This is a genomic window from Methylomonas sp. BW4-1 (assembly GCF_052474385.1).
On record NZ_CP184125.1, the window covers coordinates 3373914 to 3389038 of the forward strand.

A 15125-nucleotide genomic window follows, 5' to 3' on the forward strand; every position below is an offset into this window, starting at 1 on the left:
GCTTAATCAAGCAAAAAAAAGGGAGCGCTAAGCTCCCTTTTTGCAGGTCCACCTAACGGTTTACTGTTTTTGCGTATTGATAACGATCTCGGCTTTGGTCTGCAACGCATTCAATACGGCTTCCATCTGCGCCTTGCCGAAGGCGGCAGAGATGTTTTTGGCAATCAAGGCTTGCTTGCTCTTATCGCTATCCGACATGACACCCTCGTGTACATTGTTGACGCTAACCACCAATTTACCGCCCTTGGCTTCGTCGATTACCGCCACGCTAGGCTGACCGGCCTTCGGTTTGGCGGTTCTAAAAATCTCTTGAGTGACAGCCGCCGGCAATTCGCTGGCAGTGCGTGTCAAGCCATTGATTTTTTTGGTCTGAAAATGCAGCGCTTCGGCGATTTGCGCAAGCGTTTTACCGCCCGTCAATTCCTGCTTCACTTTATCGGCAGTGGCGACGGCCTGTTGTTTTGCTTTCTCTTGCTGAATCGCGGCAATGACCTCAGCCTTAACTTCCTTGAGCTCTCTGCTGGCGGCAGGTTGATGCGATAACATACGCAACACCACGACTTTGTCGCCGCCAATTTCCAGCGGCTCGCTGTTGCTGCCTTTTAACACCTCGTCGGAAAACGCAGCCGCCCGAACTTTTTCGTCGGCAGCGATACCTTCACCCGCGGTGCGAGTAAACGCTTCGGTCTTGCTGGTCGCTCCACCCAACAGTTGCGCAACCGCCGCCAAACTATCAGGATTTTCATAACTGACTTCGGCAACTTTCTCGGCCAAGGTATTAAATTTGGCTTCGGCCTGCGCTTTTTGATAAGCCTTGCTGACTTCGGCTTTTACCGCTTCGTAAGGCTTTACGTCGCCCGGTATCAATTCGGTGACTTTAATTAAATGATAACCAAAAGCCGATTTAACGGGCTCGGAGACTTCGCCCAATTTTAAGCTGCTTGCGGCATCTTCAAAGGCTTTCTCCATCACGCCGACATTAAATAAACCCAGGTCGCCGCCATTTTTAGCGGTTAATTTATCGTCGGACACTTCGGCGGCTAAGGCAGCGAAATCCTTGTTTTTCAAATCTTGTTTGGCTTTCAGGGCTTTTTGCAGCGCTAAATCGTCGGCCGTTTTATCCTTGTTGAACGCGAACAGAATATGGCTGATTTTTCTGCGCTCTTTCGTAGTGAATTGGACTTTTTGTTCTTCGTAGTAAGCCTTTAACTGCTCTTCGGTAGGGCTAATATCTGCGGCCAATTTATCCAATGATAATTCAACGTATTCGATAGCCACCTGCTCGGGAGTCTGATACGAGTCCTGGTGCTGCTGATAATAAGCGGTAATTTCCTCTTCGCCAGGCTGTTGACTGACAACCGTTAACGGCACGGTCAAATATTCCACATCGCGGGTTTGGTTCTGGATTTTAAAGAAGTTGTTGATTTCCGCCTGCGTGACAAAGCTGCTATCTACCACGGCTCTTTGGAATTGCTCCATCACCAAAGCTTTTTTGATGCGATTGACGAACTCGGCGGAAGACATGCCTTGCGAACCGAGCATGGTTTGGTATTGCGTCTTATCGAACTTTCCGTCTTTTTGGAAATACTCGAGAGTTTGAATGAAGTCCCTGGCCGTCTCATCGCTAACCAACAGGTTTTGATCCTGAACGTATTGCAACAACACCTCGTCGCGAACCAGCTTTTGCAAAGCCTGTTTTTTTATCGTCTCTTCGTCGAATTTCATGCCTGCCAGATTTTGCGCATATTGCTGATAGGCCTGACTGACATCCCGCTGAAAAAACTCCTTGTCTCCCACAGACACCACCGGGGCCTCTTTACCGCCGCCAAGGTAGTTTTGGATGCCCCACAATCCGAAAAGCACACAAATCAAAATCAATATGATTGATGCAAACAGACCGTGCACCTTTTCTCTAATCTCTAAAAGCATAAACGCTGTCCTTAAACAGTATTAAACCCGATCGCTTCAGGCCATAAAATTAACAGGCAAAAAAAAACCTCGGACCATACGGCCCGAGGTTTCTGTTTTGGCGGAGCGGACGGGGCTCGAACCCGCGACCCCCGGCGTGACAGGCCGGTATTCTAACCAACTGAACTACCGCTCCAAAGTCTGGTGGGTGCTGAGGGGTTCGAACCCCCGACCCTCGCCTTGTAAGGGCGATGCTCTCCCAGCTGAGCTAAGCACCCGACTAAAGAGCGGCTAGTTTACAGCATCTTTTAAAGATTTGCCAGCTTTAAATGAAGGAATTTTCGCGGCTTTAATGGTGATCTCTTCACCTGTCTGCGGATTGCGGCCTTTACGCTCTGCTCTTTCTTTAACATCGAATGTGCCGAAGCCAACCAAGGCAACGGAATCGCCTTGTTTCAAAGCATCTTCTACTGCTTTGATAAAACCATCTAAAGCCCGCCCTGCATCAGCTTTAGTTAACTGGGACGCACTGGCGATTGCATCGATAAGTTCCGATTTATTCATTTATTTCCCCTTAGGATGTCGTTGTATTAATTATGCTCAGCAAACAAATGTTTGGATTTGTCCACTAACCGGTTTTCCACCAACCCGATTTACAGCCTCTCCTGGTGCGAGAGGTCGACATTTATATCAATCGCCTGCAAGCGATGTCAAGCACAGAAGTCCGCGGAAGCCACGACGCTGATGGTTTCCGCCGACCCGACTCAACTTTTAATGGGCAACAACACCCGGCTTTTTTACCTCTGCCTTGCTGGCGGCAGTTTCAGTTATTTCTGCCACCGGGATTGCAGCAATGGGGGTGGGCATATGCTGTAGAGCCAACTCCAACACTTCATCTATCCAACGGACACACTTAATCGCCAAATTACGTTTGATATTTTCCGGGATCTCGGCGAGGTCCTTTTCGTTTTCCGCCGGAATCACCACTGTCGCAATGCCGCCGCGATGCGCAGCCAACAATTTCTCTTTCAGTCCGCCAATCGGTAGTACTTCACCGCGCAGGGTAATCTCTCCGGTCATCGCCACATCAGCACGCACTGGAATTTTGGTCAAAGCTGAAATAATAGCGGTACACATGCCAATACCGGCACTAGGCCCGTCTTTTGGGGTCGCGCCCTCCGGAACGTGAATGTGAATATCATTTTTTTGGAACACATCGCTGTCGATTCCCAAGATATTAGCTCGACTCCTGACCACCGTGACCGCCGCTTCAATCGACTCCTTCATCACATCGCCGAGCTTACCGGTCGTTAACTGTTTGCCCTTACCCGGCATTACCGCAGTTTCAATCGTCAACAACTCACCGCCGACTTCAGTCCATGCCAAACCTGTCACTTGACCAATTTGATCGCTGTCTTCGGCCATGCCATAGCTAAAGCGTCTGACGCCTAGATACTTGTCCAGTGTTTTCTCGGTAACCGAGGTTCGACTTTTTCGGGATTTCAACAACAGGTCTTTCACGACTTTTCGGCAAATTTTCGAAATTTCCCGTTCCAGTCCGCGCACACCCGCTTCCCGCGTGTAGTATCTGATAATATCCTTGACCGCTGCTTCGGAGATGGAAATTTCCGACTCTGCCAGACCGTTGTTTTTTATCTGCTTCGGAATCAAAAAGCGCATGGCGATGTTGATTTTTTCATCTTCCGTATAACCAGCCAAACGGATTATTTCCATCCTGTCCATCAAGGCAGGCGGGATATTCATCGTATTCGCGGTAGCCACAAACATCACGTCGGATAGATCGAAATCGACTTCCAGATAATGATCCGAGAAAGTATGGTTTTGCTCCGGATCCAACACTTCCAACAACGCGGAAGCGGGATCACCGCGAAAATCTGCCGCCATCTTGTCGATCTCGTCCAGCAAGAACATGGGATTCCGGGTTTTGACTTTCGACAGATTTTGCAGAATTTTACCGGGCATAGAGCCTATGTAGGTACGCCTGTGTCCGCGAATTTCCGCTTCGTCTCTTACCCCGCCTAACGCCATTCGCACGTACTTGCGATTGGTGGCCCGTGCAATCGACTGACCCAGAGAGGTTTTACCAACCCCCGGAGGACCGACCAAACACAGAATAGGCCCTTTCAACGCTTTAACACGTTGCTGCACGGCGAGATATTCAAGTATCCGCTCTTTTACTTTATCCAGGCCGTAATGTTCGGCTTCCAACACCTCTTCGGCGACTTTTAAATCGTGCCGAACCTTGGTTTTCTTTTTCCAAGGCACATTGACCATCCAATCGATGTAATTGCGTACAACCGTGGCTTCCGCGGACATCGGCGACATCATTTTCAGTTTATTCAGCTCGGCCGTCGCCTTGGTTTTCGCTTCGGCGGACATGCCGGCCGCGGCAATTTTTCTTTCCAGTTCTTCGATCTCATTGCTGGCTTCGTCCATTTCGCCCAGCTCTTTTTGAATAGCCTTCATTTGCTCATTCAAATAGTATTCGCGCTGATTTTTTTCCATCTGTTTTTTAACACGGCCGCGAATTTTCTTTTCCATCTCCAAAATATCGACCTCACCTTCCATCAAGGTCATCAAATTTTCCAGACGTTTGGCGACATCGACCATTTCCAGCATCAGCTGTTTTTCTTCAACTTTTAAAGCCATATGCGCCGCCATCGTATCGGCCAGGCGGCTTGGGTCGTCAATGCCGGCCAGGGAATTAAGCACTTCGGGCGGAATTTTATTATTCAATTTCACATACTGATCAAACGAATTAATCGCGGTCCGCTGCAAAACCTCCGCTTCCTGTTCGGAAATATTTAATTCGTCACTCAACTCGACGACGCTGGCCGCGCAATAATTATCAACTTCTTGGTATTTTGTTACGGAGCAGCGCTGACTGCCTTCAACCAATACTTTCACCGTACCGTCCGGCAATTTCAACAGTTGTAGGATGTTGGCCAAGGTACCGACCCTGTATAAGTCATCAAAACCCGGTTCATCGACATCGGCCTGTTTCTGGGCAATCAGCAACACTTGTTTGTCTTGTTTTATGGCGGCATCAAGGGCATCAATCGACATACCTCTACCGACAAACAATGGAATCACCATATGCGGATAGACCACCACGTCCCGTAACGGCAAGACAGGAATTAATTCATCTTTGGTTTTTAACTCGGTCATTTCATTTGCTCCCTTGAGCAGCTCAAAACATTGGATGTCATCCTATATGAGGATGAACTCCCAGAAAACAAGTATCTTTAATTTCAGGCAAAAAAAAGGGGGCTTTATTGAAAAAGCCCCCTTTTTTGGTTATTTCTTCGCGAGAGCGCGAGAAACGTTCAAAGCCCCTTATCTAAGAAGCGTCCGAAGCCACCAGCTTTTGCTCTGCTTCGTAAACCAAAATTGGCTCCGAATTACCCAAAATGACGTTTTCGTCGATGACAACTTTCGATATTTTGTCGTTGGAAGGCAGTTCGTACATGGTATCCAACAACACATTCTCGACAATTGTGCGCAAACCTCTGGCACCGGTTTTTCGTTCCATCGATTTGCGGGCAATCGCCGCTAACGAATCATCTCTAAACTCTAGCTCTGCACCTTCCATTTCAAACAAATGCTTGTACTGCTTGATCAAAGCATTTTTGGGCTGTGTCAGAATTTGAATCAGCGCGGCCTCATCCAACTCGTCCAGCGTAGCGATAACCGGCAGACGACCAACAAACTCCGGAATCAATCCGTACTTAATCAAATCCTCGGAACGCACATCGGCAAAAATCTCGCCGACGTTGCGCTTATCGTCCTTGGTTTTAACTTCCGCAGAAAAACCGATACCGCCCTTCTCGGTGCGATGTTTGATGACCTTATCCAAACCCGCAAAAGCGCCACCCACGATAAACAAGATATTGGCAGTATTCACCTGCAAAAAATCCTGCTGGGGATGCTTGCGACCGCCTTGCGGCGGCACAGAAGCAACAGTACCTTCAATAAGTTTTAGCAAGGCCTGCTGCACGCCTTCTCCAGACACATCCCGCGTAATGGAGGGGTTATCGGATTTGCGGGAGATTTTATCGATTTCGTCGATATAAACGATCCCGGTCTCCGCTTTTTCCACGTCGTAATCGCACTTTTGCAGAATCTTTAAAATGATGTTCTCAACATCTTCACCGACATAACCAGCCTCGGTCAGCGTGGTGGCGTCTGCTATGGTGAAAGGCACATCCAGCAATCTGGCCAAGGTTTCGGCTAACAAGGTTTTACCGGAACCCGTGGGCCCAATCAGCAAGATATTACTTTTCGCCAACTCGACTTCGTTCTTTTTGCTGTTGCTGCGCAAGCGCTTGTAATGATTGTAAACAGCCACGGCCAGAATTTTTTTGGCATTTTCCTGACCGATGACATAACCATCCAATTCTTGCTTGATTTCCTTCGGCTTAGGCAACGCACCACCGGCCACGGACATTTCATCTTCCAGCAACTCATCTCTGATGATGTCGTTGCACAATTCCACACATTCGTCGCAAACATAAACGGATGGACCTGCAATCAGTTTCCTGACTTCATTTTGACTTTTACCGCAAAAAGAACAGTAAAGAAGTTTTTCATCGTCTTTACCTTTCTTGTCTCTACTCATAGACAGACTCCACCGTGATACATTACCTCGTCATGGCGATGAAATATATCAAAAACCAATATTCAAATCACGTCGCAGTCTTGACGAAGCGACGCGACACTTATCAGGCAATACGACTAGTCAATACTTTGTCGATCAAACCGTAATCAACCGCTTGCTGAGAACTCAGAAAATTATCTCGATCCGTATCTTGCTGAATTTTTTCCAACGGTTGCCCGGTATGATGGGCCAGGATTTTGTTCAACCGCTCACGAATAGCCAAAATCTCCCGGGCATGAATATCAAAATCCGAGGCTTGGCCTTGAAACCCCCCCAAAGGCTGATGAATCATCACCCTGGAATGAGGCAAACAATAGCGCTTACCCTGCGCACCACCCGCTAACAGCAGCGCCCCCATACTGGCGGCCTGACCGATACACATGGTGCTGACATCCGGCTTGATAAATTGCATGGTGTCGTAAATCGACATCCCTGCTGTCACTGAGCCACCGGGAGAGTTGATATACAAATGTATATCCTTATCAGGATTCTCGGACTCCAGGAACAGCAATTGCGCTACCACCAGATTAGCCGAGTAATCCTCCACTTGACCAACTAGAAAAATTACCCGCTCTTTCAGCAAACGGGAATAAATATCGAACGATCTTTCCCCACGGGCTGTTTGTTCAACCACTATAGGCACTAGACCGCCCGCCGCTTGCGGCGCCATCATTTCGCTCATCACATTTTGGTTAAACACGTTTAGCCCTCATTCGTTACTGTTTTTCCATGACATCATCAAAACCAACTGTTACGTCGGTGATTTTAGCCTGACTGACAATCCATGCAACAGCTTGATCCTCTAAGACCATCTGCTGCACATCATTTAGCCTGGCCTTGTCGGCATAATACCAGTTCACAACGTCTTCGGGGCGCTCATAACTCTTCGCCATATCATCAATGACCGCACGCACTTTATCGGCATCGACCTTGATGTCATTCTTTTGGATGATTTCACCCAGAATCAAACCCAAGGCCACTCGACGCTTGGCCTGAGCTTCAAATGCATCCCTAGGCAAGTTCAGGTCTTCCAATTTCAAACGCATGTTTTTCGCGCGTTCGGCATAAGGCTTCATCAACGCTTGAATTTCTTGATCGATCAATGCGTTAGGCATCGCTATCACAATGTTCTCGTATAACGCATCCATCACCGCATTTTTCAACTTGTTTTTCAGACCTTGGTTCAGCTCTCTTTCCATGTTAGCCCGCACATCGCTACGGAAACTGGCCGCATCACCGTCTTCAACACCATAAGCCTTGATAAATTCCGCATCGACGACAGGTAAAACCGGCTCTTCTACTTTAACCAATTCGATCTCAAATTCGGCCACTTTGCCAGCTAATTTTTCACTGTTGTATTGCTCTGGGAAGGTCACAGAAAACGTTTTGCTCGCACCGGCGACCAAGCCTTTCAATTCGTCTTCAAAACCGGGAATCATTTGTTTGCCGCCGATTTCCACCTGGTAATTTTCGACTTTACCATCGGTAAAATTCTCGCCGTCGGCCACGCCGGAGAAATGAATGGTTACGCGGTCAGCATCCTGCGAAGCGCGTTCGACCGTATTCCAGGTTTTCTTTTGCTGACGCAGTTTTTCGATCATGTTATCGACATCAGCCTCTTCCACAGTTGCTGAGGGGCGATCCACTTTCAATGCGCTAACGCCGTCCAGAACGATCTCCGGATAAACTTCGAACTCGGCGATATATTCAAAACCTTCGGCTTTCTCGGTAGGATGGATATGCGGATGACCGGCGGGGTTTAAATCCTGTTGTTGCAACGCTTCAAAATAAGTCGATTGAATCAAGTCACCGGTTACTTCGTTTCTCACTCTATCGGCGTACAACTTTTTTACCATACTCGCGGGCACCTTACCCGGACGGAATCCGTCCACTTTGACTTCGCGCGCGAGTTTTTTAAAGCGAGTTTCCATTTTCTCCTGAACCACGGCATCAGGAATGCTAACAGTCATTTTTCGGCTTAACTCTGATGTCTTCTCGACAGAAACTTGCATTGCATTACCTCAAAAAATTAAAAATACGGTTTTATATTTTGGGAGACCGGCCGGCGATGTTTAGATCTGGGGAACTTAAGGTCGTATCGTTACGAATAACGCAGGATATGGTGCGAGCGGGGAGACTCGAACTCCCACGGGGTTACCACTGGAACCTAAATCCAGCGCGTCTACCAATTTCGCCACGCTCGCTAAATAATTGAACGCGGCATTATAATCAGCCGCATCTTTAAAGACAACCTTATATTACTGACATCGCGCATGCACTCTTATCTTTCCAGCACCATTTTCGGCGTCGCTTTTATTATGACGCTCAGCAGCGCGCAGGCTTCAGCAAACGGGTTTACCGAGTTCAACCACCCCATCAGATTTGTAAATCAACAACGTATCGTCTACGCGGCTATCGCCGCTAACGAAAGCGAACGCGAGCACGGATTGATGTTTCGGCAGACACTTGCCGAGGACCAGGGCATGCTGTTTGTCTATCCGGATCAGACCCATCGCGCGGTATGGATGAAAAATACCCTACTGGCTTTGGACGTGTTGTTTTTAGCGGGTGACGGCCAAATTGTAGGGCTGTTAAAAGATTTACAGCCCTGTGCCAAAGACCCGTGCCGAATTTATGATTCCAAAGTCCCGGCCAGATACATACTGGAACTACCAGCCGGCTTTATCGACAAACACGCAATTCAGGTCGGGCAAACAGTCGCACTACCCTAGGCTCAAGCCGGTCCGTTTGCGTCGTCCGGATCACCCTCGTACGGTGTTGCGTATTTGCACTCTTTCTGCGGACAAACTTTTTCGGTGCCACGGCGCTTGGTGGTTTTCAAGGTCAAAATCGGCCAATTACAATCCGGGCAACTTTCCTTGAGCGGCGCGTCCCACAAGGCATAATCGCATTTTGGATATTCCGAGCAAGAATAAAAAATCTTCCCGCTACGCGCCTTGCGTTTTAGGATCGCCCCATTCTTGCACTGCGGACATTCAACCCCGGTATCTGAAGGCTTTTCCAAGGGCTCGATGTGTTTGCATTTAGGATACCCACTACAACCGACAAACTTGCCATACTTGCCGGTCTTTATAACCAGCGTCGACTCGCATTTCGGACACACCCGCCCTTCCACCACTTCCGGTTCCGCAGACGTAGCGCCGGCATTGTCATCCCCCAAATTTCGTGTATACGAACACGTCGGATAATTGGTACATCCAATAAAACGGCCATTCCGCCCCAAACGAATCGACAGCGGACTGCTGCACTCCGGACATTTTTCGTCGATACTTTCCTGAGTCACATCCTTGCGCTGTACACTTTCTTCTTTCTCGTTGATCAACTGAGTAAACGGCCGCCAGAAGTCGTTCATCAATGGGATCCAATCCTTCTCGCCGCGCGACACGGCATCCAGATCGTCTTCGAGATTAGCGGTAAAACTGTAATCGACGTATTTTGTGAAATGCTCGGTCAAGAACTTGTTAACAATGCGCCCCACATCCGTTGGATAAAACCGCTTGTTGTCGATTGTCACATATTCTCGGTTTTGCAAGGTCGAGATTATCGTCGCATAAGTGGACGGCCGGCCGATGCCATGTTCTTCCAAGGCTTTTACCAGACTCGCCTCGCTGTAACGCGGCGGTGGCTCGGTAAAGTGCTGGGTAGCTGCAATTTCATTCAATACAACAGGCCGCCCTTCTTCCATCGGCGGCAACAGGCTATCCTGATCGTCGGCTGCCTCCTTGCTGTCGTCCACGCCTTCCAGATACACCTTCATGAAGCCGGGATTGGTTACCGTAGAACCGGTAGCGCGAAATACATTTTTATCGCTGCCGCAATTCAGATCGACCGCCACTTGATTCAAGGTGGCGTGGATCATCTGGCAGGCGACGGTACGCTTCCAGATCAGATCGTAGAGCTTGAATTGCTCCGCGCTGAGCCGGTCTTTCACCTGTTCGGGCAAACGCTGCACGGACGTCGGCCGAATCGCCTCGTGAGCTTCCTGAGCGTTTTTAGATTTGGTTTTGAAACGGCGCGGCTCTTTCGGCACATCATCGGCGCCATATTTTTCCGCGATCAGCGCCCGAATATCGGCAAGCGCCTCTTCGGCCAAATTAACCGAGTCGGTACGCATATAGGAAATCAAACCGACGGTTTCACCGCCCAAATCGATACCCTCGTAAAGCTGTTGCGCCACCATCATGGTCCGCTTGGTGGTAAAACCCAGCTTGCGAGCTGCTTCCTGCTGTAAGGTCGAAGTGATAAACGGCGGCGCCGGATTTTTACTGCGTTGCTTTTTTTCTAGCTTGGCGACGATCAGCTGACCATCGGCGGCTTCCAATAAGTTTTGCCTGACTTCAGTGGCTTGCGCTTCGTTGGTAAAACTGAATTGATTCAGTTTTTCGCCGTTGAAATGCGTTAATTTGGCTTTAAACGGCAAGCCTTGCGCGCTGGCTTCGGCGGTATGCGACCAGTATTCACGAGTCTTGAACGCCTCGATTTCCATTTCGCGTTCGACGATCATCCGCAACGCCGGGCTTTGCACGCGACCAGCGGATAAGCCGCGGCGGATTTTCTTCCACAGCAACGGCGATAAATTAAAACCGACTAAATAGTCTAAAGCGCGCCGAACCTGTTGCGCGTTGACCAGATTATTGGATAACTCGGTGGGATGGGCGATAGCCTCGGTGACGGCCTTTTTGGTGATTTCATGAAACACCACCCGCCGCACTTCCTTGTCTTTTAGCAGTTTTTTCTCCTTGAGATGCTCGAACACATGCCAGGAAATCGCCTCGCCTTCGCGATCAGGGTCAGTCGCCAGATAAAGCGTATCGGCATTTTTTATCGCTTTGCCTATCTCTTGCAGATGGCGTTGGTTGCGATCAATCACCTGGTATTTCATCGCAAAACCGTTTTCCGGATCGACCGCCCCCTCTTTGGGAATCAAGTCGCGGACGTGACCGTAAGAGGCCAATACCTGGAAGTCCTTACCCAGATATTTTTCGATGGTTTTGCATTTTGCCGGCGACTCTACAATGACTAAACTTTTGCTCATGCTATCCGTAGAAAAATCAATGTAAAGAAGTGGGTATCAAGTCGTAAACTATGTCTTCCATTCGGGAAAAAGCGGCACTATCGCCGGGTTGACTTAATAACACCATCAATACAATCCATTTCAATTTATCCAGCGTAATATTTTCGTCTTTCAAGGCCATTGCCCGATCAATCGCTATCTCGCGATTAATCGGTGTCAAGATGCCGCTGTGCTCGAGATACATCAAGAAATTCCGGCACTCCATGTCGAATACGGAGATTTCCTGACCGCTAAAAATGCGGAACGAAGAGGAAACCGCCGGTGTGATGCTCTCAATTTCGGCCAAAGACTCGAGCCAGTCGAACGCCTTGTTGACATCAGGCTGCTGAAAACCCGCATCCAGCAACTCGCTGGCAATCACGGCAGTATCCGGATAGTTATCGCTGTCGCCATCCAGATAATTCTCAAACAGATAAATGAGCACATCGAAAATATCTTCTTTCATTAGAACCTTTATTTGACTCTGAGGTAGCCACCACCGGCAAGTGCGGCAATGTAGCCTTGTAACTCCAGCACCAACAGCGTCGAGGAAACTTCTTCCGCCGACCAAGCGCTTTCTTGGACCAGAGCATCGACCGTTGTGGGACTGTACGGAATCAATTTCAATAGATTTTGCTGCTCCAGGTCAAGCGAAGTCTGATCTAATTCTGACTCGGATCGCATATACCTTTGATTATAATGACCTAATTCCTCAAAAATATCTTGCGCGGTTTCGACTAATTTGGCGCCTTGGCGAATTAACGCATTACAACCGCGCGCCAAAGGGTTGTGGATCGAACCGGGAATCGCAAAAACCTCACGATTCTGCTCAAGCGCCAAGCGCGCGGTGATCAACGAACCGCTTTGCTGGGCGGCCTCGACCACCAATAATCCGACGCACAAACCGCTGATGATGCGGTTTCGCCTGGGAAAGTGATTGGCTTTGGCACCAGTACCGGGTGGAAACTCGGAGACCAGCGCACCATGCTCAACTATTTGGGTAGCCAATTGCTTATGGCAAGCCGGATAAACTCGATCCAAACCGGTGCCGGCCACGGCTATGGTTTGCCCGTTTACGTTTAAAGCACCTAGGTGACTCGCGGCATCGATGCCCAAGGCCAAGCCACTGGTTACGACAAACCCGGCTGCAGCCAATGTCTCTGCAAATTGAATTGCCGTGCTGACGCCGACGGGAGAAGGGTTACGGCTACCGACTATTGCTAATTGCGGCTCAAGCAACAATGCAGGATTGCCTTTGACAAATAAAACCGGGGGAGGATTTGCAATTTCTCTCAGTTGCGCCGGATAGTCGGCATCGTCCAAGGTCAACGCATAATTTCCGGCTTGCTCCAGCCAACCAATATCGTCTTCGACCTTTTGCCAATCCGGTTTTTGCAGCGCATCGATGAGCTTTTCGCTGAAGCCCAAGCCAGTTAAAGTGGTTCGCGATGCCGAGAATATCTGTTCTGGCTCAAAATGTGCCAGCAAGCGCTGAATGGCCTGACTGCCGACGCCGGGACTACGCAGCATCGCCAGCCAGTACTTGATTTGCGGATTGAGCGCGGCTTCCAAAACAGGTTAAAGAACAAACCGGAGCGGCTTAAACCAACCCGATTGAATATCGTTAGCTCGGGCATCCATTAGGGCGTTTGCACTCTATCCAGCGTGTGCATCGCAGCGGTTGCCTGCATCACTAATGCATAGCTGACCCGTTCGAACGGCCGAAACACCATCAACACGCCGGCCAGTTCATCCGGCATTTTCACCGCCACAGCTTCCTGGGATTGATATCTATCCACGACGACATGCCCTTTGCGATACACATCCAAGGTATGCCCCACTTCCAAACCGTCGGCAGTACCTTTATCGATAACCACCACATCGCGCTGACCGATCTGCGACACACCACCCTTCACCTGAATGATGCTGCCCACCACCTGATGCTTAGGTGGTCTTGGAAAATAATTTAAGGCTAACTCACCCTCAGAAGTAGGCATCAAGCGGTCGCCGCGTTGAATTTCCATATCGGATTTATTAATCAGCAAGGTGGCCGGATCACCCGGTTCCTGTAGCGTGGTATCAGCGATATATTGCGCTTCGTAGCCCAAAATTTCCTTGGTAACCGGACTGACATAGGCTTTGCCTGCCCGGTAAATGGTATACCCCAAGCCTGGCGGGTTTTCGATGGCCCGAACGTAAACACCGTCTCCTGCCCCGGCGATCAAATGTTCACCGACAAAGCCGATGACATAAGGCGCCTGCTGCAACTCCTCCGCGGTGACGACTTTCGGCGAATTCAAGAATTGCACGATGGCATCGCTGGGAATCATTTTAATGGCTTGATCAATATCGGACTCGCGCACGCGCGGCAACAGTTTTTCGTCATTACCATCCGGTGAGAAGCTCAAGCGCGGCACACCGTTCACGTAGGAAAAATATAAGGTGTCGCCCGGGTAGATCCAATGCGGATCCTTGATTTGCGGATTGTTATGCCAAAGCTGCGGCCACTCCCAGGGGTGCTGTAAAAACTTCCCGGAAATGTCCCACAAGGTATCACCTTTAACAACCGTGTACTGATCGGGATGATTGGGGTTTATTTTCAGCTCGTCGGCCCAAGCCACTGCGGCAAAAACCAGTGGTATCAATATTCCCAGTATCGCGCGAAAAAACATAATTTATCCTGCCAGAGCTTATAAAACCGTTCAAAATCCGCCGGACGAAGCGTCCAAATGCAAAATCGGCAAGCGCCGCTGCTTTGCATGCCGCCCAGTCCAATTTGAAACAAATGCGTAAAAAATCAACCATCGATTTGCCGCACAGTTTAGATTAATTCGGGCATTATGCCAGCACGAGCCGTTCCAGACTAAACCCGGCCCTATTTAGTCTTCACATTCAAACCCAAGGCAATTTCGGATAAAATCCCACTATTACAGTTCGCAAGTGGAGTGATGGGTGAGTATTCTTAAAATTCTGGAGTTTCCCGATAAACGGTTGCGCAACGTCGCGGCCGAGGTAGACACAGTCGATGACAGCATCAAAACCTTGGTCGATAACATGATCGAAACCATGTACGCCGCCAAGGGCGTGGGCTTGGCGGCTACCCAGGTAAATGTGCATAAGCGCGTGATCGTGATGGATGTCAGCGAGAACAAGGACGAACCGATCTGCCTGATCAATCCGCAAATCATAGAGCGCGACGGCGTCGAAGAGTCCGAAGAAGGCTGCCTGTCCGTACCGGGCTTTTTCGAAAAAGTCAGCCGCGCCGAACATATCAAAGTCAAGGCGTTAAACCGCGACGGCGAAAGCTTTGAACTGGAAGCGCGCGACTTGTTGGCTGTCTGCATTCAGCATGAAATGGATCATCTGGAAGGCAAGTTATTCGTTGATTATCTCTCGGCTTTCAAGCGCAATCGTATCAAAGCCAAGCTGGATAAAATTCACAAGTCGCAAGGCTAATCAGGACAT

12 protein-coding genes and 3 tRNA genes are annotated in these 15125 nt (G+C 49.2%); 2 read left to right on the forward strand and 13 right to left on the reverse strand.

Features of this window, described 5'->3' with window-relative positions; genetic code table 11:
* Positions 1–60 precede the first annotated feature (60 nt).
* From ACH5Y9_RS15615 to ACH5Y9_RS15655, 9 genes are all read right to left on the reverse strand, one after another.
* Entirely contained in the window at positions 61–1929 is a 1869-nt protein-coding gene (locus tag ACH5Y9_RS15615) for a SurA N-terminal domain-containing protein (protein WP_445366752.1), read from the reverse strand.
* A gap of 98 nt (positions 1930–2027) precedes the next feature.
* Positions 2028–2104, reverse strand: a tRNA-Asp gene (locus tag ACH5Y9_RS15620).
* A 6-nt stretch (positions 2105–2110) separates the two neighbouring features.
* A tRNA-Val gene (locus tag ACH5Y9_RS15625) sits at positions 2111–2186 on the reverse strand.
* A 13-nt stretch (positions 2187–2199) separates the two neighbouring features.
* Positions 2200–2472, reverse strand: a complete 273-nt coding sequence (locus ACH5Y9_RS15630) for an HU family DNA-binding protein (protein ID WP_020482925.1) — start codon at positions 2470–2472, stop codon at positions 2200–2202.
* 207 nt (positions 2473–2679) lie between these two features.
* The gene (lon, locus tag ACH5Y9_RS15635) at positions 2680–5097 is read right to left on the reverse strand and encodes an endopeptidase La (RefSeq protein ID WP_171696286.1); all 2418 of its coding nucleotides are present in this window, start codon (positions 5095–5097) and stop codon (positions 2680–2682) included.
* A gap of 172 nt (positions 5098–5269) precedes the next feature.
* The gene (clpX, locus tag ACH5Y9_RS15640; RefSeq protein WP_020482927.1) at positions 5270–6547 is read right to left on the reverse strand and encodes an ATP-dependent Clp protease ATP-binding subunit ClpX; all 1278 of its coding nucleotides are present in this window, start codon (positions 6545–6547) and stop codon (positions 5270–5272) included.
* A gap of 103 nt (positions 6548–6650) precedes the next feature.
* A complete protein-coding gene (gene clpP, locus ACH5Y9_RS15645; protein WP_171697797.1) occupies positions 6651–7256 on the reverse strand; it encodes an ATP-dependent Clp endopeptidase proteolytic subunit ClpP in 606 nt (201 codons plus the stop codon).
* 46 nt (positions 7257–7302) lie between these two features.
* The gene (gene tig / locus ACH5Y9_RS15650) at positions 7303–8598 is read right to left on the reverse strand and encodes a trigger factor (protein ID WP_415880132.1); all 1296 of its coding nucleotides are present in this window, start codon (positions 8596–8598) and stop codon (positions 7303–7305) included.
* A gap of 108 nt (positions 8599–8706) precedes the next feature.
* A tRNA-Leu gene (locus ACH5Y9_RS15655) sits at positions 8707–8790 on the reverse strand.
* A gap of 69 nt (positions 8791–8859) precedes the next feature.
* Here ACH5Y9_RS15655 and ACH5Y9_RS15660 point away from each other — a divergent pair.
* Positions 8860–9318, forward strand: coding sequence for a DUF192 domain-containing protein (locus ACH5Y9_RS15660; RefSeq protein WP_445366753.1), 459 nt, complete (start codon positions 8860–8862; stop codon positions 9316–9318).
* A gap of 2 nt (positions 9319–9320) precedes the next feature.
* On the opposite strand, the gene topA is transcribed toward ACH5Y9_RS15660, so the two are convergent.
* From topA to ACH5Y9_RS15680, 4 genes are all read right to left on the reverse strand, one after another.
* Positions 9321–11642, reverse strand: coding sequence for a type I DNA topoisomerase (gene topA / locus ACH5Y9_RS15665; protein ID WP_445366754.1), 2322 nt, complete (start codon positions 11640–11642; stop codon positions 9321–9323).
* A gap of 16 nt (positions 11643–11658) precedes the next feature.
* Positions 11659–12126, reverse strand: coding sequence for a DUF494 family protein (locus tag ACH5Y9_RS15670; protein WP_020482932.1), 468 nt, complete (start codon positions 12124–12126; stop codon positions 11659–11661).
* An 8-nt stretch (positions 12127–12134) separates the two neighbouring features.
* Positions 12135–13232, reverse strand: coding sequence for a DNA-processing protein DprA (gene dprA / locus ACH5Y9_RS15675; protein ID WP_445366755.1), 1098 nt, complete (start codon positions 13230–13232; stop codon positions 12135–12137).
* Between the two features lie 68 nt (positions 13233–13300).
* Positions 13301–14332 (reverse strand): LysM peptidoglycan-binding domain-containing protein, encoded by a 1032-nt coding sequence (locus ACH5Y9_RS15680; protein ID WP_033158877.1) that lies wholly within the window; start codon positions 14330–14332, stop codon positions 13301–13303.
* Between the two features lie 280 nt (positions 14333–14612).
* On the opposite strand from ACH5Y9_RS15680, the gene def reads away from it, so the two are divergent.
* Complete coding sequence (gene def, locus ACH5Y9_RS15685; RefSeq protein WP_033158876.1) at positions 14613–15116, forward strand: peptide deformylase; 504 nt, start codon at positions 14613–14615, stop codon at positions 15114–15116.
* Positions 15117–15125: the final 9 nt, after the last annotated feature.